Genomic DNA, 19549 nt, shown 5'->3' on the forward strand with positions numbered 1-19549 from the left:
GATGGCAAAGGGGAATCACAAGAGGGGACGCGGCAAGCCGCAGACCCACAGCCTGCTGGAGCACTACCAGCCGATCGACGGCGTCGTCGACGAGATGGTCGATGCGTCAGGCAATCCTCGCCCGGCCTGGAAGCATTTTGTCGAGGCGCTCGAGGAACTTGGCGCTGAAAAGCTCGGCCAGCGCTTTGCCCGCGCCGACCAGTATCTGCGCGATGCCGGCGTTTATTACCGCGTCTATGACAAGGCCGGTGCCAATGAGCGCGAATGGCCGCTGGCGCATGTCCCGGTTCTCATCGAGGAGAGCGAGTGGGCCGCGATCAGCGCCGGCCTCGTGCAGCGCGCCGACCTGTTCGAGGAAACCATCGCCGATATCTACGGGCCGAACCGGTTGGTCGAGAAAGGCATCCTGCCGGCGGGATTGATCGCCGCCAGCCCGGAATATTTGCGGCCTGTCGTCGGCACCAGGCCGGCCGGCGGCCACTTCCTGCATTTCTGCGCCTTCGAACTCGGCCGCGGGCCTGATGGCCGATGGTGGGTCCTGGGTGATCGCACGCAGGCGCCGTCCGGCGCCGGTTTCGCACTGGAAAACCGCGTCGCCACCACACGCGCGCTGTCCGACATCTATGGCGAGATGCATGTGCACCGCCTTGCCGGCTTTTTCCGCCGTTTTCGCGACGCGCTGATCGGCATGGCCAAGGAAACCGACGGCCGCGTCGCCATCCTGACGCCGGGGCCGCTCAACGAAACTTATTACGAGCACGCCTACATCGCCCGCTACCTCGGCATCATGCTGCTCGAAGGCGAGGATTTGACCGTCTCCGGCAGCCGGCTGATGGTGCGCACAGTTTCCGGCCTGATGCCGATCAGCGTGTTGTGGCGGCGGCTCGACGCCGCCTTCGCCGATCCGCTCGAACTGCGCGCGGATTCGCAGATCGGCACGCCGGGCCTGGTCGAGGCGATACGCCAGGGCGCGGTTGCTACCGTCAACGCGCTGGGCTCCGGCCTGATGGAGACGCGCGCGCTGCTTGCCTTCCTGCCCAAGATTTCACGGGCCTTGCGGGGCGAGGAATTGCTGCTGCCAAGTGTCGCGACATGGTGGTGCGGGCAAGCAACCGAACGCGCGCATGTGCTGGCCAACATCGATCGCATGGTGATCGGGCCGGCGCTGTCGACGAGGCTTGCCTTCGAGGACGACGATTCAACGAAGCTAGGCTCGGCTCTGTCGGCCGGGGAGCGGGCGGAACTGGTGGCGCGCATTGAACGTGATGGCGGCGATTTCGTCGGCCAGGAAGCGGTGACGCTTTCGACGACGCCCGTCTATGTCGGCGGCTGGCTGGAGCCGCGGCCAGCGAGCCTGCGCGTCTACCTGGCGCGAACGCCGGAGGGCTGGACGGTGATGCCGGGCGGTTTTGCCCGTATCGGCCTGTCGCTCGACCCGACGGCGATCGCCATGCAGCGTGGCGGCCAGGCGGCGGATGTCTGGGTTGTCAGCGACAAACCGGTGGAGCGCGAGACGCTGCTGCCGCAAGAAGGCGACAGTTTCAGCCGCACCAGGCCCGGCAGCCTGCCCAGTCGCGCGGCGGAGAACCTGACCTGGCTCGGCCGCTATATCGAGCGCTCGGAAGACACGGTGCGTATCCTGCGCGCCTACCATGTGCGGCTGGCCGAAACCTCCGACCCGGATATGCCGCTGCTCGCCGACATCAGGGATTATCTCGAACCTTTCGGCATCGATGTGGAGACGGCGATCCCGTCAGGGCTGATTGGCACGCTGGATAGTGCGGTCTACAGCGCCGGGCAGATCCGCGACCGCTTCTCGCCCGATGGCTGGCTGGCGCTGAAGGACCTGTCGAAAACCATCCATCAGTTCGCAACGACGGTCGCGCCCGGCGACGACGCGACCCGGGCGATGACAGTCATCCTGCGTAAGCTCGCCGGCTTTTCCGGTCTGCTGCACGAGAACATGTACCGCTTCGCCGGTTGGCGCTTCCTCGAGATCGGCCGCCGGCTGGAGCGCGGTATCCAGATCTCCCGCACGCTGGCGCGGCTGACCAGCGCCAAGGCGCCGGACGGCGCGCTCGATATGATGCTGGAAATCGGCGACAGCGTGATGACCCATCGCCGCCAATATCCGGTGCAGGCCGGTCGGCGCACGGTGATCGACCTGCTGGCGCTCGATCCGCTTAACCCGCGCTCCATCCTGTTCCAACTTGAAAGGCTGAAGGCCGAAATCGGCCTGTTGCCGTCGCTCGGCGGGGAGGGACAAATGTCGCCGGCGGCGAAGGAAATCCTGCAGCTCAACACCCAGATCGCCATCAAGGAGCCTTCGGATATGACGGCAAAGGCGCTGGACGACCTCGCCTATGAAATCGGCGGCCTCTACAACAGCCTCGCCAAAGCCTATTTCGGCTAAGCAGGTTCCGCAAAAGTGTCGCACGGGTTTTGCGACAAGAACCTGCGCAAAGGCAGAAAAATAGAACATGCTCTACGATATCAGGCTTCATCTGCATTACGATTACGCTGCGGCGGCCGGCGGCGGTCGTCATCAGGTGCGCGTACTGCCGTCGACGATATCAGGCGTGCAGCGTGTCATCGCCGCATCCCTGTCCTTTGCGCCGGCACCCAACGAGCGTTCCGACTTTTCCGATTTCTTCGGCAACAACGTGACCTCGATCGCCTTTCGCGACGCGCATGACGCGCTCGACATCAGGATGAGCGCCCGCGTGTCGGTGTCTCGGCCCGAGCCCGGGCTCGACGTGTCGCCCGATATCGCCCGGCTGAGGCAGGAGCTCGCCGCGATGCGGTCTCTGGCACCTGATGCACCGCACCACTTCCTGACGGCCAGCACCCATGCCGGCATCGACGATGCGATCACCGCTTACGCACGCGACAGCATCGCCGGCTCTGCCGCCGGCACGGCCGTGAGCCTGTGCAATCGCATCCATCGCGATTTCACCTATGACGGCGAAGCGACAACGGTGCGGACCCGGGCCAGTGATGCCTTCAAGTTGAAGCGCGGCGTCTGCCAGGACTTTTCACACATCATGATCGCCGGCCTGCGCGGGCTCGGTATTCCGGCCGGCTATGTCAGCGGCTTCTTGCGCACCATCCCGCCGAAGGGCAAGCCCCGGCTGGAAGGCGCCGATGCCATGCATGCCTGGGTCAAGGTCTGGTGCGGGCGCGATGCGGGCTGGCAGGAATTCGATCCGACCAACGGCATGCGGGCCAGCAACGACCATATCACCGTCGGCCACGGCCGCGACTATTCGGACGTGGCGCCGATCGTCGGCGTGCTCAAGACCACGGGGGGACAGGTTGGCGAGCAAGCTGTCGACGTCATTCCGGTCGTGCTCGAAAGAGCCTGAAGCAGGTCGTACACGCAGCGGTATTTGCGCCGCAATTCGGGATGGACAAGTATTCGTTTCGGGGTGACGGTAGTTGTATCTCAAGCGCATGGCGCGAGGTTTTGTAATTGAGAGCAATCAGCGTCGTCATTCCTGCCTGTAACGCGGCGGCGACCATTGCTGCAACGCTGGCATCGCTACGCAGCGAGGCCGAGATCATCGGCGAGATATTGCTGGTCGACGATGCGTCGACCGATGGCACGGCAACCATCGCGCGGGAGGCCGCGGCACAACTCTCGTTGCCGCTGCGCGTGCTGTCGGCCAAATGCCGCGATGCAGGCGGTGCCCGCAATTTGGCGCTGGCCGAAGCGGTCTATTCCTGGGTCTACCTGATCGATGCCGACGACCTGCATCTGCGGGGCGGGTTGCGCGCACTGCTCCGCAAGGCCCGGGAGCAGCCGGAGGCCGACATGATCGTGGGTGCCTACCGGCGACGGGTGAACGGCCAGGACCGGCAGATCAAGATGCCGAACGGCTATCAGGCTGCGTGCCTGGCAAATGCCTCGGCCTATGTGAAAGGCGACATACGTTCGGTCGCCGTGGGCAGCGTTCTGGCATCGCGGACCCTGATCGGCGAGACGCGGTTCCCCATCGGAATGGCCTATGACGAGGACACGCTGTTCTGGGCACGGCTGATGAGCAAGGCATCGCTCGCCATGGTCTCGCAACCTGTCATGGTCTATGAGGTTTCGCCGGTACGTTCCGATGACCGCTTTGCCCTCAACCCGGTGCGGCGCTTTCTGGACTGGCGCCGGGAACTGCGCACACTCACCGACTGCAACATCCCGTTGTCGGCGCTCAAGGCCAGGGAAGGGCTTGTCGCCCTCAAGATCGCCCGGGTCCACTATGCGCGCGGCGATCTGGGCACCGCGGCGCGCTTCCTGGCGGTAGCCGCGGCCGCGCCGAAGCGGCGCTCTGAAGCTTGGCGCTGCCTGCGCTACAGGTTCAAGCTCGCGGCGCGGCGGCGTTTGTCGGCGCCGCCGATCAAGCTGCAAGGCGCTCTGTAGGCGCCGGCCAGCGCGATATCGGCGCGAGGCGCTTTTCGGACGGCGGGTGGAACCAGGGGTCGGCCAGTGGCTTATCTACGGAATTCGCGTGGAGCCGACATGTTGCAAAAATCCGGATTGTCGCCCGGCCGACCGGCTGGCGAGGACGCTGTATCGCCAGATGGTGCGCCCAAAAACGGGGCACAAAGCTCGGCCGACCATGCGTCGCTTAGCTATGTCAGTGATGCCGAGCCCGGTATCCGGCGGCTGAAAACAGGCAAGGGGTTCTCCTACAAGGGACCGGACGGAGGAACAGTTTCGGCCACTACCAGGGCCCGCATCGAGGCGATCGTCATTCCGCCGGCCTGGACGGATGTGTGGATTTCGCCGGACGCGGACGGCCATATCCAGGCAACCGGCAGGGACCAGCGCGGACGCAAGCAATATCGCTATCATCCGCAATGGGCCGAAGAGCGCGATGGGGCCAAATATTCGAGCCTGGTTGCTTTCGCCGAGAGCCTGCCGGACCTGCGGCACAGGATCGACAGCGATCTGCGCCGTCGTGGCCTGCCGTTCGAGCGTGTCGTCGCCGCGGTCGTCTGGCTGCTCGACAACACGATGATCCGCGTCGGCAATGCCGCCTACGCCCGCGACAACAAGAGTTTCGGGCTGACCACGTTGCGCGACCGGCATGTGGATATTGTCGGTTCAAGCCTGCGCTTTGCCTTCAAGGGCAAGTCGGGCAAGGAGTGGAAGCTGAAGCTGGTCGACCGCCGCATCGCCAGGATTGTGCGCGGCGCGCAGGACCTGCCAGGCCAGAAGCTGTTCCAGTATCTCGATGAGGACGGCAACAGGCGGCCGGTCCGCTCCGAGGACGTCAACCGCTATATCCGTGAGGCGGTCGGTGACGCCTTCAGTTCGAAGCATTTCCGCACCTGGGGCGGCACCATTCACGCCGCGTCGCTGTTTGCCCAAACGGAACTGCCGCAAAGCCAGGCGCAGCGAAACAGGGCGATGAACAGCGTCATCGACAAGGTTGCCGAGCGGCTGGGCAATACGCGTGCCGTCTGCCGCAAATGCTATATCCATCCGCGGGTCTTCGAAGCGTGGTCCGAAGGGCGGTTGCTGAATGAAATGGCGCAAGCCAACAAACGCAAACGCTCCATCGATGGTCTCGATGACGAGGAAGCTCTCGTGCTGCGATGGCTGAAACTGGGAGAAAGCTGACCGGCGCGGCTGGCCGTGGCCAAATCCGTCCACATCTGGATTTTTTTATCGACGTCGTGTCGGGATCGGTCTTACTGTTTCGTCCTTTGACAGAGAAAAGGACCAGCCATGCTCTACGCAATCCTCTGCTATGCCTCCGAAGATGTCGTCTGCTCCTGGAGCAAGGCACAGGACGATGAGGTCATGGCCAATCTCCTCGACGTTCAGGACAAGTACGCCAAGGCTGGTCGGCTCGGCCCGGTGGCACGGCTTCTGCCGACGACCGCCGCGACGACCCTGAGAAAGGTCAAGGGCGAATCGGTCGTCATCGACGGGCCGTTCGCCGAGACCAAGGAACAGTTCCTCGGCTTCTACACGCTCGAATGCGCCGATCTCGACGAGGCGGTGGAGTTCGCTCGCGAGCTTTCCGAAGTCAACCCGAGCGGCGGCTCCTATGAGATCCGGCCGGTCTCGATCTTCAATCCCGCCAAGGTTTCCGCATGACCGAGATGGCCTGGATAAGCTCCGCGATCAGCGCCGCCCGCCCGCAGGCGATGGGTGCGCTGCTGCGTTATTTCCGCGATCTCGATACGGCGGAGGAAGCTTTCCAGGACGCGTGCCTCAGGGCGCTGAAGAACTGGCCGCAGAACGGGCCGCCGCGCGACCCGGCGGCGTGGCTGATCTTCGTCGGCCGCAACAGCGGCATCGATGCGGTGCGCAAGCGCGCCAAGCAGGCGCCGATGCCGGAGGAAGACCAGGTTTCGGATCTGGAGGACGCCGAGAGCGATATCGCAGAGCGGCTGGACGGGGCGCACTACCGCGACGACATATTGCGGCTGCTGTTCATCTGCTGCCATCCTGATCTGCCGGCAACGCAGCAGATCGCGGTGGCGCTGCGCATCGTCTCCGGTCTTACGGTCAAGCAGATCGCGCGCGCCTTCCTGGTTGGCGAAAGCGCCATGGAGCAGCGCATCACTCGCGCCAAGGCGCGCATTGCGGATGCCGGCGTGCCGTTCGAGACGCCGGGCGCGGTCGAGCGGTCGGAACGCCTCGCCGCCGTCGCCGCCATGGTCTACTTGGTCTTCAACGAGGGCTATTCGACCAACAGCGGCGAGGCGCCGGCCCGCGCACCGCTGTGCGAGGAGGCGATCCGGCTGGCACGGCTCCTGCTGCGGTTGTTCCAGACCGAGCCGGAGATCATGGGGCTGACGGCGCTGTTGCTTCTGCAGCATGCGCGCGCACCGGCCCGTTTCGACGAGAGCGGCGAGATCGTGCTGCTCGAAGACCAGGATCGCAGCCTGTGGAGCCGCAAGATGATCGATGAGGGGCTGGCGCTGGTCGACAAGGCGCTACGCCATCGCAAGCCCGGCCCCTACCAGGTGCAAGCGGCGATTGCCGCATTGCACGCGCGGGCCGAAAGGGCCGAGGATACCGACTGGAACGAGATCGACCTGCTCTATCGCTTGCTGGAGCAGATGCAGCCGTCGCCGGTGGTCACACTCAACCGGGCCGTCGCGGTCTCGAAGGTGCGTGGACCGGCGGAGGCGCTGGCCATGATCGAGCCGCTGGAAGAACGGCTTTCCGGCTATTTCCATTTTTTCGGCCTCAAGGGGGGCCTCTTGATGCAGCTCGACCGGGGCGACGAGGCGCGCGTCGCCTTCGACCGCGCCATAGCGCTTGCGAACACGGCGGCGGAAGCTGCCCATATCCGCATGCATATCGACCGGCTGATCAGGGACGGTGCGGTACGCCCAGCGGCAAAAAAGGCAAACTGAGCGCCATCTGCCCCATCTGGCTCAATCGTGCAGTTTGGGCTTAGACCATGCCGGGGTGGTGATTTTCCCTTGAAACGAGTAATGCCACGCGATGATCGTGCCTGAGGTGCCTTTGTGCACGCGGGCAGCATGGCGCCAGGCTTTGACCGGCATGCCTTTTGTGCATGTCGTTGTTCCAAAACCGGGGGCACTTTTGGCGACATGCATTATGAGCGACGGGATCTGAAAGGGACAAGAATGACGATAGACAAGGAAACGACCGAACTGCTGGCGAAACTGGGTGTGGCCGAGGAGACGCTTGTCGGCGGCGACCTGATCGTGCGCAGCCCGGTGACGGGCGAGCAGATCGCGGCGCTGAGGACGATCTCGCCGGCCGAAGCGGCTAAGACCATCGATGCCGCGCACAAGGCCTTCCAGGCCTGGCGCATGGTGCCCGGCCCGCGGCGTGGCGAACTGGTGCGGCTGCTGGGCGAGGAGCTGCGTACGCACAAGGCCGAGCTTGGCCGGCTGGTCTCGATCGAGGTCGGCAAGATCCCGTCCGAGGGCCTCGGCGAAGTGCAGGAGATGATCGACATCTGCGATTTCGCCGTAGGCCTCTCCCGGCAATTGTACGGCCTGACCATCGCCACCGAGCGCCCGGGCCATCGGATGATGGAAACCTGGCATCCGCTCGGCGTCGTCGGCGTCATTTCCGCCTTCAACTTCCCGGTGGCCGTGTGGTCGTGGAATGCAGCCCTGGCACTGGTCTGCGGCGACGCAGTGGTGTGGAAGCCGTCGGAAAAGACGCCGCTGACCGCACTTGCCTGCGAGGCTATCTTCAAGCGTGCGGTCGAGCGCTTCGGCGCGGACGCACCTGATGGCCTGGCGCCGGTGCTGATCGGCGACCGCGCCGTCGGCGAGATCCTGGTCGATCACCCCAAAGTGCCGCTGGTTTCGGCAACCGGCTCGACCCGCATGGGCCGCGACGTCGGCCCGCGGCTGGCCAAGCGCTTTGCGCGCGCGGTGCTGGAACTCGGCGGCAACAATGCCGGCATCGTCTGCCCGACCGCCGATCTCGACATGGCGCTGCGCGCGATTGCGTTTGGAGCGATGGGCACGGCCGGCCAGCGCTGCACGACGTTGCGGCGCCTGTTCGTGCATGACAGCGTCTACGACGCCTTGGTTCCGCGCCTCAAGAAGGCTTACGAGAGTGTGTCTGTCGGCAATCCGCTGGAGACCTCCTCGCTGGTCGGGCCACTGATCGACAAGGCGGCCTTCGACGCCATGCAGAAGGCGCTGAAGGAAGCCGCTGCCCATGGCGGCAAGGTGACCGGCGGCACGCGGGTCGAGAACGGCCATCCGGATGCGTACTACGTGCACCCGGCGCTGGTCGAAATGCCAAGCCAGGTGTCACCGGTGACGGAAGAGACCTTCGCGCCGATCCTCTACGTGATGAAATATTCGGACTTCGACGCGGTGCTCGACGAGCACAATGCCGTGGGGGCAGGCCTGTCCTCGTCGATCTTCACCCGAGACCTGCAGGAATCCGAGCGTTTCCTGGGTGTCGACGGATCGGATTGCGGCATTGCCAATGTCAACATCGGTACCTCGGGCGCCGAGATCGGCGGTGCCTTTGGCGGCGAAAAGGAAACCGGGGGCGGCCGCGAGAGCGGCTCCGACGCATGGAAGGCCTATATGCGGCGCGCTACAAACACGGTGAACTATTCCAAGGCGCTGCCGCTCGCCCAGGGCGTGTCATTCGATATCGACTGAAAGGCTCGCCGGCTTGGGCATCCCCGCACGGGGGATGCCGCACCGGTCAGCTGCCTGCCGGCGAGTCGAAGGCCTTGACGAACGCGACATCGATGATAGCCAGCTTGACGGCCTGGGCGGTCATGTATTCCCGGTAGAAATCGCCCGACACCCACATCACCGAATTGCCGCGCTGGCCAAGCCAGCCAACGCTGCCGAGGTCTTCGGCATCCCGCAGTTTGCGTGCCAGGTGGGTTCGCGACAGCTTGAGCCATTTGGCGAAATCGCCGATCGAGACGACGCCGGTCGGTATTTCAGCGAGGCCGGCATGGTCGGGATCGACGCCCGATATCAGCCAGTCCATGACGACGCCGCCATTGTTGAGCCAGGTGAACAGCGAAAAGGTCTGCCTGGGCTCGCGCACGGGGCTGGAGGAGATCAGGCCGTCGGCCACCAGCGGCTGCACCCTGGCGAGAGCATCGGGCCGCTCCAGAAACGTCGCCAGACGGTTCGCACCGTCGAGACTGTCCAGCGTGTGCAGGTGCGCCATCATCCAGCCGGCAACCGTCTCCAGCGTGTTCACCGTTGGCTGAATGGGGCGGATGCGGCCGTCCTGTGTTGCCGGCAGGTGCTCGATGAAATTGTAATGCAGCATCTCCTTGAGGAAGGCGTCGGCGGTGTTGCGGCTGGCGACGGAATTCTCCCGGATGACGTCGATGAAACGCGCCGCCGTCAACTGCTTGCGGTAATCATCGGGCTCCCGTCTGAAATGCAGGGCGAGGCCGATATGCGCCATCAACCAGCGCTGCTGGGTGGCAAATATCGAGGCAAGCCTGGGGTTCATCCCATAGGCCTGGATCATCGCCTGCGCCTGGGCACGGACACAGCGATGCAATGCCGGGCGACCGGCAATATGGTCAAAGGTCTGCGTCATTCCCCCCATGTTCCGATCCAGCCTTACGGCCACGAAGACGCAGATCACATTTTCAGCCTTCACGGCCCGTGTCCAGACGCGCCCTGTCTATAACAGGTTATGATCGCCAGGAGACAATGTTCTCGGTCCGGGCAGATGTCGATCGCGCCGACCCTCAGCGGTCTTCCGGGACTGGAAAACAGGCGGCGAATGCCGCATCGACAATGGCCAGCTTGGCGGCCTGGACGGTCATGTACTCCTGGTAGAAGGTGTTCGACACCCACATCACCGAATGGCCGCGCTGGCCGAGCCAGCCGATGCTGCCGAGTTCCTCGGCAGCGCGCAGCTTGCGGGCGAGGTGGGTCCGCGACAGCTTGAGCCACTTGGCGAAATCTCCGATCGAAACCACGCTGGTCGGAATCTGGTCCAGGCCGGCATGATCGGGGTCGATGCCCGACATCAGCCAGTCCATGACGATGCCGCCATTGTTGAGCCAGATGAACAGGGAAAAGGTCTGGTTGGGCTCACGCACCGGCTTGGAGGCAAGCAGGCCGTCCGCTACCAGAGGCTGCAGCCTGGCAACCATGTCGGGCCGCTCAAGGAATCTGGCCAGCCGGTCGGCACCATCGAGATGATCCAGCGTCTGCAGATGAGCAAGGACCCAGCCGGTGAAAGTCTGCACGGTTGCCGCCGTTGGCTGCAAGGGGTGCGTGCGCCCGTCGCCACCCGAAACATACTCGGCGACATGATAGTGCAGCATCTCCTTGATGAAAGCGTCCGCCGTGTTGCGGCTGGCCACCGCGTGCTGGTGTACGAACTCGATGAAACGCGATACCGTCAGCTCCTTGCGGCGGTCGTGCGGATCGCGCCTGAAATGCATGGCAAGGCCGACATGACCCATCAGCCAACGCTGCTGCGTGGCGAAAATGGAAGCCAGTCGCGGGCTCGTTTCATAGATGTCGATCAGTGCCAACGACTGTGCCTGGACACAGCGATGCAGGGCCGGATGGCCGGCAATGTCTTCCAGATTCAGCGCCTTCCTCCTCATGTTCCGAGTTAACTCCAACAGCGGAGTCGCGTCCACATTTTCCAGCCTTCGACAGCTGTGTCCAGAGGCACCGAATGCGAAGAGCAAGCCCAACCCGAACATGGGCCGGCCACGACCGGTTCATGGTGGGGTCCGCTAACCGGTTGGTCGCCGACCAGGGCAGGTTCCATGGCGACGACGATCCCCTATCCTATGGCTACACCTATTCTGCCTCGGCAAAGGTGTTGCTCTGGTCGGGGTGCTTGACCGCGCGACCGGCGACAACGTGGGCAGCTACGACATCAGCTATGTCAGCGCCGATTTCAGCATCGGCAGGCGTGCGGTGACAGTCACGGCCAATTCGGGCCAGGGCCAGATTTACGGCGATGCCGACCCCTCCTCCTATGGCTACACCAGCACCGTCTCGGCAGTGGTGTGGGCTTGGTCGGCGCTCTCGATCGCGCCTTGGGAGAGAACGCCGGAGCCTACACCATCGCCCAGGGCGGCATCACCAACGCCGCCAATTCGAACGGCGATATCACCTATGACCTAATGCCATGGCCGCTTGGGACCGCAGCCTCTGGCACCAGCGACCGAAGCGGTCGACATAGATGTAGATGATCGGCGTCGTGTAGAGGGTGAGGATTTGGCTCAGGATCAGCCCGCCAACGATGGCGATGCCGAGCGGCTGGCGCAGCTCGCTGCCATCACCGAGGCCGATGGCGAGCGGCACTGCGCCAAACAGCGCCGCCATGGTCGTCATCATGATCGGGCGAAAGCGCAGCAGGCAGGCTTGGCGGATCGCATCATGCGCCGATTTGTTCTCGGTGCGCTCCGCGGCCATCGCGAAGTCGATCATCATGATCGCGTTCTTCTTGACGATGCCGATCAGGAGGATGATGCCGATCAGCGCCATGATCGAGAACTCGATGTCGAACAGCGTCAGCGTCAGCAAAGCGCCTACGCCGGCCGAGGGCAAGGTGGAGAGGATGGTCAGCGGGTGGACATAGCTCTCGTAGAGAATGCCGAGCACGACATAGACGGCGATCAGCGCGGCAAGGATCAGCAGCGGCTGGTCGGAAAGCGAATCCTGGAACACACGGGCCGTGCCCTGGAAACCGCCATGGATGGTGGCGGGCATGCCGATGCGATCCGCCGCCGCGTTGATCGCGGCCACGCCGTCGCTGAGTGCCACGCCAGGCGCCAGGTTGAACGACAGCGTGGTGGCGACGAACAGACCCTGGTGGTTGACCGAAAGCGGCGTGCTGCCGGGGCCATAGCTGGCCAGTGACGACAACGGCACCATCGTCTCGGTGCCGGTGCTGACGGCCGATCCGGTCGAGGCGGCGGTCTTGCCGGTGCTGGTGATCGAATTGGTCGCCTGGTTGCGCGCGGCGTCGGTCGCCGCGGACGTGGCGCTGCTCGACTGCCCCGGCGTGACGAACGTGCCGGCGACAGCGTTGCTCGCCTGCGAACCATGCACCGAGCCGCCCGAAGTGCTGACATAGACCTGTTTCAGCGCTTCAGGGTTCTGCCAGTATTGCGGCGCCACCTCCATGATGACGTGGTACTGGTTGCGCTGGACATAGATGGTGGAAACCTGGCGCTGGCCGAAGGCGTCATAGAGCGTGTTGTCGATCTGGCCGACGGTGATGCCGAGCCGCGTCGCGGTATCGCGGTCGATGACGATGTCCGCCTCCAGCCCCTTGTTTTGCTGGTCGCTGTTGACGTCGGTGAGCTTCGGCTCGGTCTGCAATGCCGCTGCCAGTTTGGGAGCCCACTGCGCGAGTTCGTCGAAATTGTCGCCCTGCAATGTGTACTGATACTGGGCGTTCGACTGACGCCCGCCGACGCGGATATCCTGCACCGCCTGCAGGAAGAGCCTGGCGCCCGGCACCACAGCCAGATCGCGCCGCAGCCGCGCGATCACCTGGTCGGCGGAGACCTTGCGCTCGGCCAGCGGCTTCAGCGACACGAACATCGAGCCGGAATTGGTCTGGCCGCCGCCGGTGAAGCCGACCGCAGCGTCCACGGCCGGGTCCTTGCTGACGATGCCGGCGAATTGGCTGAGCTTCTGCGACATCGACTGGAAGGAGGTCGCCTGGTCGGCCTGGATCGAGCCGGTCAGCCGGCCGGTGTCCTGCTGCGGGAAGAACCCCTTGGGGATGGTGACGTAGAGATATCCGTTGAGGCAGAGCGTCGCGGCGAGCACTGCCATGACCAGCAGCGGGTTATCCAGCGCCCAGGACAGCGACCGGCGGTAGCCTGCCAGCATGGCGTCGAAGATGCGCTCGCTGAAGCGGTAGAGGCGGCCGTGCGTGCGTTCCCCTTCGGGGCGCAGCAGGATCGAGCACATCATCGGCGTGGTGGTCAGCGAAACGGCGAGCGAGACCAGGATTGCGGCCGACAGCGTGATGGCGAATTCGCGGAACAGCCGGCCGACAATGCCGCCCATCAGCAGGATGGGGATGAAGACGGCGATCAGCGACAGGCTCATCGACAGCACGGTGAAGCCCACCTCCTGCGCACCCTTGATCGCCGCTTCGATGCGACCCATGCCGGCCGAGATGTGGCGGGAGATGTTCTCCAGCACGACGATTGCGTCGTCGACGACGAAGCCGGTGGCGACCGTCAGCGCCATCAGCGACAGATTGTCGATGCTGAAGCCGAGCAGGTACATGGCGCCCAGCGTGCCGACCAGCGACACCGGCACCGCCACAACAGGCACCAGTGCGGAGCGCACGTCGCGCAGGAAGGCGAAGACGACCAGGATCACCAGGCCTATGGCGATCATCAGCGTCTGTGCGACTTCCCAGAGCGAGGCGCGGATGGTGGTCGAGCGGTCGACCGCCCGCGACAGGTCGATGGCCGGCGAGATCGCAGCCCGCAGCGAGGGCATCAGCGCCTTCACCCGGTCCACCGTGGCGATGATGTTGGCGTTGGGTGAGCGGTTGAGGATGATCAGCACGCCCGGCTTGCCATCGACCAGACCGGCATTGCGGATGTTCTCGACGGAATCGTTGACCTGACCGACGTCGGAAAGCCGCACCGGCGCGCCGTTGCGATAGGCTACCACCAGCGAGCGATAGGCGTCCGCATGGTTGGCCTGGTCGTTGGCGTATATCTGATAGCGCTGCGAGCCGAAATCGATGGCGCCCTTCGGACTGTGGGCATTGGCCGAGGCGAGCGCCGCCCTCACGTCCTCCAGCCCGATGCCGTAATCGTAGAGCGCCTGCGGATTGAGCTCGACGCGCACCGCCGGCAGCGAGCTGCCGCCGACCGACACTTCGCCGATGCCGTCGACCTGCGAGAGTTTTTGCGCCAGCACGGTGCTGGCGGCATCGTAGAGCTGACCCTTGGACAGCGTGTCCGAGGTGAGCGTCAGAATGAGGATCGGGGCGTCGGCCGGATTGACCTTGCGATAGGTCGGGTTGGAATGCAGGCTGGACGGCAGGTCGGCGCGCGCCGCGTTGATCGCGGCCTGGACATCGCGCGCCGCACCGTCGATGTCGCGGTCGAGGCCGAACTGCAGCGTTATGCGTGCGCTGCCGACGCTGCTCGACGAAGTCATTTCGTTGACGTCGGCAATCTCGCCGAGATGCCGTTCGAGCGGGCTGGCAACCGTGTTCGCCACCACCTGCGGGCTGGCGCCCGGCAGCGATGCCCGTACCGAGATCACGGGGTAGTCGACCTCGGGTAGCGGCGCCACCGGCAATTGCGGAAACGCCACCAGTCCGGCCGCCAGCAGGCCGAAGGTCAGCAGCGTTGTCGCCACCGGCCGCCGGATGAAGGGAACCGACAGGTTCATGGCTCGGCGTCCGCACCATAGGCACGGGGAAGGCTGGGCTCGATGACTTGCAGGCGCGCGGCAAGGCGATCGAACCAGAGATAGATGACCGGCGTTGTGAACAGCGTCAGGAGTTGGCTGACGAGCAGGCCGCCGACGATGGTGACGCCCAAGGGATGGCGCAGTTCAGAGCCGACGCCGGTGCCGAGCATCAGCGGCAGCGCGCCCAGCATCGCCGCCAGCGTCGTCATCAGGATCGGGCGGAAGCGCAGCAAGCAGGCCTGGTAGATAGCCTCGCGCGGCGCCATGCCTTCATTGCGCTGCGCGTCGAGCGCGAAGTCGATCATCATGATGGCGTTCTTCTTGACGACGCCGATCAGCAGGATGATGCCGATGATCGAGATGATGGTCAGGTCCTCGCCGGCGATCATCAGCGCCAGCAGCGCGCCGATGCCGGCCGAAGGCAACGTCGACAGGATGGTGATTGGGTGGATGAAGCTTTCATAGAGCACGCCGAGCACGATGTAGACGGTGATCACCGCGGCCAGGATCAGAAACAGCGTGTTGTCGAGCGAAGCCTGGAAGGCGCGCGCCGCTCCTTGAAAATTGGTGATGACGCTGAGCGGCATGCCGATCTCGCTCTGCGCCTGCTGGATCGCGGTGACCGCTTTGCCGAGCGACACACCAGGCGCGAGGTTGAACGAGACAGTGGTTGCAGGGAACTGCCCCATATGGGTGATCTGCAGCGGTGCCGTGGCGACATGGGTGCTGGCGACCACCGAGAGCGGCACCGGGCTGCCGCCGCTCGATGACGGCAGGTAGACCGAAGACAGCGCCTTCAGCGAATCCTGCAGGGACGGATCGGCTTCGAGAATGACCCGGTACTGGCTGGATGTGGTGAAGATGGTCGAGACGATGCGCTGGCCGAAGGCGTCGTAGAGTGCGTTGTCGATTGTCGCCGGCGTGATGCCGAAGCGTGCGGCCTGGTCGCGATCGATGTCGACGAAGACGGCGAGGCCGGCATCCGACAGGTCGCTGGCGACGTCGGCGACCTCAGGCAGCGTGTTGAGCTTAGCCAGCAGCTTCGGCGTCCATAGCGTCAACTCGTCCGGATTGGCGTCCTGCAGCACGAATTGATACTGCGTGCGGCTGACCGTGCCGTCGATGGTCAGGTCCTGCACAGGCTGCATGTAGAGGGTGACATCAGCCGTCGCGACGGTGGCCTGCTTCAGGCGGGCGATAACCTGCGTGATATCGGCGGTGCGTTCTTCATGCGGCTTGAGGTTGATCAGGATGCGGCCGACATTGAGCGTGGTGTTGGTGCCGTCGACGCCGATGAAGGACGACAGGCTGTCGACATCGGGATCCCTGAGGATGACGGCGGCAAGCTGCTGCTGACGCTCGGCCATCGCGGCATAGGATATGGACTGCGGCGCCTCGGTGATCGCCTGGATGACGCCGGTGTCCTGCACCGGGAAAAACCCCTTGGGGATGACCACGTAGAGTGCCACCGTCAGCACCAGCGTGGCAGCCGCCACCAGCAGCATCAGCGTCTGCCGGTCGAGCACCCAGGTCAGCGCTTGGCCGTAGCCCCGGATCACCCAGTCGAAGAAGTCGCGGCTGGCGCGCTGCAGGGCGTTTTCACGTACCGCCGACATCGGCTTGAGCAACCTGGCACAGGCCATCGGCACCAGCGTCAGCGACACTATCGCCGAGATCAGGATGGTGGTGGCCAGCGTGATGGAGAATTCGCGGAACAGCCTGCCGACGACATCTCCCATGAACAGCAGCGGGATCAGCACCGCGATCAGCGAGACGGTCAGCGAGATGATGGTGAAGCCGATCTGCTGCGAGCCCTTGAGCGCCGCCTGCAGCGGCGTATCCCCTTCCTCGACATAGCGCGCGATGTTCTCGATGACGACGATAGCGTCGTCGACAACGAAGCCGGTGGCGATGGTCAGCGCCATCAGCGAGAGGTTGTCGAGGCTGAAACCGAACAGGTACATGATACCAAGCGTGCCGACCAGCGACAGGGGCACCGAGAGGCTCGGGATGAGCGTGGCGCGCGCGCTGCGCAGGAAGACGAAGATGACCAGCACGACCAGCAGGATCGAAAGCGTCAGTTCGTACTCGACGTCGCGCACCGAGGCGCGAATGGTGGTCGTGCGGTCGGTCAGCACCTTCACATCGACGGCGCTGGGCAGCGAGGCCTGCAAGCGCGGCAGCAGCGTCTTGATGCGGTCGACCACGTCGATGACGTTGGCGCCGGGCTGGCGCTGGATGTTGACGATGATCGCCGGCGTGCTGTTCATCCAGGCCGCCAGCCTGTTGTTATCGGTGGCGTCGACCACATCAGCAACATCGCTCAACCGCACCGGCGCGCCATCCTTGTAGGCAACGATCAGCGAACGGTATTCGTCGGCGCTCTTCAGCTGGTCGTTGGCGTTGATGGTGTAGGCCCGCGACGGCCCGTCGAAATTGCCCTTCGGCGTGTTGACATTGGCGCTGCCCAGCGTGGTGCGCAGATCGTCGAGATTGAGACCATAGGCTGCGAGCTTGCGCGGATCGGCCTGGACGCGCACGGCTGGGCGCTGGCCGCCGCTGAGGCTGACGAGGCCGACGCCCGGCAGCTGCGAAATCTTTTGCGCCAGCCGGGTGTCGGCAAGCTGCTGCACATCGCGCAGTTGCATCGTCTTGGAGGTGAGGCCCAGCGTCAGCACCGGCGCGTCGGCGGGATTGACCTTGGCATAGATCGGCGGCGCCGGCAGATCGGCCGGCAGCAGATTGCCGGCGGCATTGATGGCCGCCTGCACCTCCTGTTCGGCGACATCGAGCGAGATCGCCAGGCTGAACTGCAGCGTGATGACGGAGGAGCCGGCCGAACTGACCGAGTTCATCTGATTGAGGTTGGCGATCTGGCCGAGCTGGACCTCCAGCGGTGCCGTGACCGAGGACGTCATCACGTCGGGGCTCGCGCCGGGATAGAAGGTCTGCACCTGGATGGTTGGATAATCGACCTCAGGCAGCGCCGACACCGGCAGATAATTGTAAGCCAGTAGGCCGGACAGCATGATGGCAACCATGAACAGCGACGTCGCCACCGGCCGCAGGATGAAAGCTCGCGACGGGCTCATTGCTGTTGCCCGGACTCCGCCTGCCCCGACTCCGCGTGGCGATGCTTGCGGCCCTGGCCCTTGTGCCTGCCCGTGTCGTCCGGCTTCGGCGCATCAGGGGCGGCCTGCTCCGGTGCCTGCGCCCGTGGCTGTGGCGCTGACCCTGCTGGCGTAGGCGTTGAGGGCTGCGCAGGTGTCCGTGCTTGCCCGTCCTGCCGCAAATTGATGCTGGCGCCGTCGCGCAGCTTATCGGCACCATCGACGACGACGCGGTCGCCAGGGTTCAGGCCCGACAGGATCTCGACACGTTCGCCATTGGTGACGCCAGGCGTGACCTTGCGCACGGAGACGGTGCTGTCGGGGTTGACCAGATAGACAAAGGTGCCGGGCACGCCGCGCTGTATCGCGGCGATCGGAGCGATCGCCACGTCCTTGTGCTCGTCGACCAGCAACTCGACGTTGACGAACTGGTTCGGATAAAGCACGCGCGTTTCGTTGGCGAAGCCCGCTCGCAGCTTGATGGTGCCGGTGCTTGGGTCGATCTGGCTGTCGAAGGTTTCAAGCTGGCCGTCGGCGAGCTTCTTGCTGCCTGCGCGATCGTAGACGGAGGTAGGCAGCGTGGCGCCCTGCCGCAGGCGTTGCGCGATCGCGGGCAATTCATCCTCGGGCACGGTGAACAGCACGCTGATCGGCTGGACTTGAGTGATGATGACGATGCCGTTGGTATCGGCAGGGGTCACGTAGTTGCCCTGATCCACCTGACGCAGGCCGGCGCGACCGTCGACCGGAGCCAGGATGCGGCAATTGTCGAGATTGAGGGTCGCGGTCCGGACCATGGCCTGGTCGACCTCGATGGAGCCGGCATCCTGCGCCACCAGGGCGACCTGCGCGTCGAGCGTCTGGTGCGTCGCGGCGCCTTGCGTCACCAGCGTCTGGTCGCGTGCGAGATCGAGCTGGGCATCCCTGAGCATGGCCTGGTCGCGCGCCAACTGGCCCTGCGCCTGGTCGAGCGCCGCCTGATAGGGGCGAGGGTCGATTTCAGCCAGCAAATCGCCCTTGCTGACGTCCTGACCTTCCTTGAAGTTCACCTGGACGAGCGGGCCGGTGACCTGCGGCTTGACCGTGACGGTGGAGAGCGAGGTCACCGTGCCAAGCGCATCGAGGGTGACGTCCATCGTGCCTTTTTCGATCACGGCGGCGCCGATTGTCGTCGGCTGCGCGTTTCTTCTGCCGCCGGGCTGCCTGGCCTCGACATGCGGGCGCTGGTAGAGATAGGCGCCGGTGGCGGCGACAATGGCGACAAAGATCAGCCAGGGAATCCAGCCACGCGAACGACGTGGCACGACAGTCGTCTGCAGGGGGATTTCCAACTGCTGGTCCATGGCGGCATCTCTCACCCCCATCAACCAATATGGCCGAAACCGACCCAAGTCGAATTAACACTTGGACAGGTTTGAGCGGTGCCGGCCGGCCGATCCTTGCCGTTTTTTGCTGGGCACGGTCCGGTGCGCGTGCTGGCTACCACGAGTCGACGCGGTCCAGCATCGCCTCTCACGTCAGCGCTATTTCGTCAGCCGATCATGCCCGATGAAACCGGCTGGCTTTCG

General features: G+C 64.6%; 13 protein-coding genes. 8 read left to right on the forward strand and 5 right to left on the reverse strand.

Annotated features, from left to right (window positions below; translation table 11 throughout):
* Position 1 precedes the first annotated feature (1 nt).
* From EOB80_RS03620 to EOB80_RS03650, 7 genes are all read left to right on the forward strand, one after another.
* Entirely contained in the window at positions 2–2413 is a 2412-nt protein-coding gene (locus EOB80_RS03620; protein ID WP_127326693.1) for a circularly permuted type 2 ATP-grasp protein, read from the forward strand.
* Positions 2414–2480: 67 nt separating this feature from the next.
* Positions 2481–3365, forward strand: a complete 885-nt coding sequence (locus tag EOB80_RS03625; protein WP_127270501.1) for a transglutaminase family protein — start codon at positions 2481–2483, stop codon at positions 3363–3365.
* 107 nt (positions 3366–3472) lie between these two features.
* Positions 3473–4411 (forward strand): glycosyltransferase family A protein, encoded by a 939-nt coding sequence (locus EOB80_RS03630; protein ID WP_127326694.1) that lies wholly within the window; start codon positions 3473–3475, stop codon positions 4409–4411.
* Between the two features lie 99 nt (positions 4412–4510).
* A complete protein-coding gene (locus tag EOB80_RS03635; RefSeq protein ID WP_127326695.1) occupies positions 4511–5617 on the forward strand; it encodes a DNA topoisomerase IB in 1107 nt (368 codons plus the stop codon).
* A 108-nt stretch (positions 5618–5725) separates the two neighbouring features.
* Positions 5726–6100 (forward strand): YciI family protein, encoded by a 375-nt coding sequence (locus EOB80_RS03640; protein WP_127270092.1) that lies wholly within the window; start codon positions 5726–5728, stop codon positions 6098–6100.
* Positions 6097–7371 carry an RNA polymerase sigma factor gene (locus EOB80_RS03645; protein ID WP_127326696.1) on the forward strand — a complete coding sequence of 425 codons (1275 nt, stop codon included), beginning with the start codon at positions 6097–6099 and terminating at the stop codon, positions 7369–7371. Before EOB80_RS03640 ends, EOB80_RS03645 begins: the two co-directional genes overlap by 4 nt.
* A 237-nt stretch (positions 7372–7608) precedes the next feature.
* Positions 7609–9123: an aldehyde dehydrogenase family protein gene (locus tag EOB80_RS03650; protein WP_127326697.1), complete on the forward strand. Its 1515-nt coding sequence runs from the start codon at positions 7609–7611 to the stop codon at positions 9121–9123.
* 46 nt (positions 9124–9169) lie between these two features.
* Here the strand turns inward: EOB80_RS03650 and EOB80_RS03655 are convergent, their stop codons facing one another.
* Together EOB80_RS03655 and EOB80_RS03660 are read right to left on the reverse strand one after the other, a co-directional pair.
* Complete coding sequence (locus EOB80_RS03655; RefSeq protein WP_127326698.1) at positions 9170–10036, reverse strand: hypothetical protein; 867 nt, start codon at positions 10034–10036, stop codon at positions 9170–9172.
* 154 nt (positions 10037–10190) lie between these two features.
* A complete protein-coding gene (locus EOB80_RS03660) occupies positions 10191–11063 on the reverse strand; it encodes a hypothetical protein (protein WP_127326699.1) in 873 nt (290 codons plus the stop codon).
* A gap of 265 nt (positions 11064–11328) precedes the next feature.
* Here EOB80_RS03660 and EOB80_RS03665 point away from each other — a divergent pair, with 265 nt between their 5' ends.
* Complete coding sequence (locus EOB80_RS03665; protein WP_164762500.1) at positions 11329–11595, forward strand: hypothetical protein; 267 nt, start codon at positions 11329–11331, stop codon at positions 11593–11595.
* Here the strand turns inward: EOB80_RS03665 and EOB80_RS03670 are convergent.
* The 3 genes from EOB80_RS03670 to EOB80_RS03680 are packed head-to-tail and all read right to left on the reverse strand — an operon-like array spanning position 11581 to position 19324.
* Positions 11581–14850 carry an efflux RND transporter permease subunit gene (locus tag EOB80_RS03670; RefSeq protein ID WP_127326701.1) on the reverse strand — a complete coding sequence of 1090 codons (3270 nt, stop codon included), beginning with the start codon at positions 14848–14850 and terminating at the stop codon, positions 11581–11583. The two genes, EOB80_RS03665 and EOB80_RS03670, sit on opposite strands and share 15 nt — an antisense overlap.
* Positions 14847–17963 (reverse strand): MdtB/MuxB family multidrug efflux RND transporter permease subunit, encoded by a 3117-nt coding sequence (locus EOB80_RS03675; protein ID WP_127326702.1) that lies wholly within the window; start codon positions 17961–17963, stop codon positions 14847–14849. Before EOB80_RS03675 ends, EOB80_RS03670 begins: the two co-directional genes overlap by 4 nt.
* Positions 17960–19324, reverse strand: coding sequence for an efflux RND transporter periplasmic adaptor subunit (locus tag EOB80_RS03680; RefSeq protein ID WP_127326703.1), 1365 nt, complete (start codon positions 19322–19324; stop codon positions 17960–17962). The genes EOB80_RS03675 and EOB80_RS03680 overlap by 4 nt, the downstream gene beginning before the upstream one ends.
* Positions 19325–19549 lie beyond the last annotated feature (225 nt).

The organism is Mesorhizobium sp. M7A.F.Ca.MR.245.00.0.0, from assembly GCF_003997415.1.
Taxonomy (GTDB): Bacteria; Pseudomonadota; Alphaproteobacteria; order Rhizobiales; family Rhizobiaceae; genus Mesorhizobium.

Excerpts from the sequence above, each read along its gene's own strand:
- EOB80_RS03675 (WP_127326702.1), bottom strand. The coding sequence starts at position 17,963 with ATGAGCCCGTCGCGAGCTTTCATCCTGCGGCCGGTGGCGACGTCGCTG.
- EOB80_RS03680 (WP_127326703.1), bottom strand. The coding sequence starts at position 19,324 with ATGGACCAGCAGTTGGAAATCCCCCTGCAGACGACTGTCGTGCCACGT.
- EOB80_RS03670 (WP_127326701.1), bottom strand. The coding sequence starts at position 14,850 with ATGAACCTGTCGGTTCCCTTCATCCGGCGGCCGGTGGCGACAACGCTG.
- EOB80_RS03635 (WP_127326695.1), top strand. The coding sequence starts at position 4,511 with ATGTTGCAAAAATCCGGATTGTCGCCCGGCCGACCGGCTGGCGAGGAC.
- EOB80_RS03645 (WP_127326696.1), top strand. The coding sequence starts at position 6,097 with ATGACCGAGATGGCCTGGATAAGCTCCGCGATCAGCGCCGCCCGCCCG.
- EOB80_RS03625 (WP_127270501.1), top strand. The coding sequence starts at position 2,481 with ATGCTCTACGATATCAGGCTTCATCTGCATTACGATTACGCTGCGGCG.
- EOB80_RS03660 (WP_127326699.1), bottom strand. The coding sequence starts at position 11,063 with ATGAGGAGGAAGGCGCTGAATCTGGAAGACATTGCCGGCCATCCGGCC.
- EOB80_RS03650 (WP_127326697.1), top strand. The coding sequence starts at position 7,609 with ATGACGATAGACAAGGAAACGACCGAACTGCTGGCGAAACTGGGTGTG.
- EOB80_RS03620 (WP_127326693.1), top strand. The coding sequence starts at position 2 with ATGGCAAAGGGGAATCACAAGAGGGGACGCGGCAAGCCGCAGACCCAC.
- EOB80_RS03640 (WP_127270092.1), top strand. The coding sequence starts at position 5,726 with ATGCTCTACGCAATCCTCTGCTATGCCTCCGAAGATGTCGTCTGCTCC.
- EOB80_RS03655 (WP_127326698.1), bottom strand. The coding sequence starts at position 10,036 with ATGACGCAGACCTTTGACCATATTGCCGGTCGCCCGGCATTGCATCGC.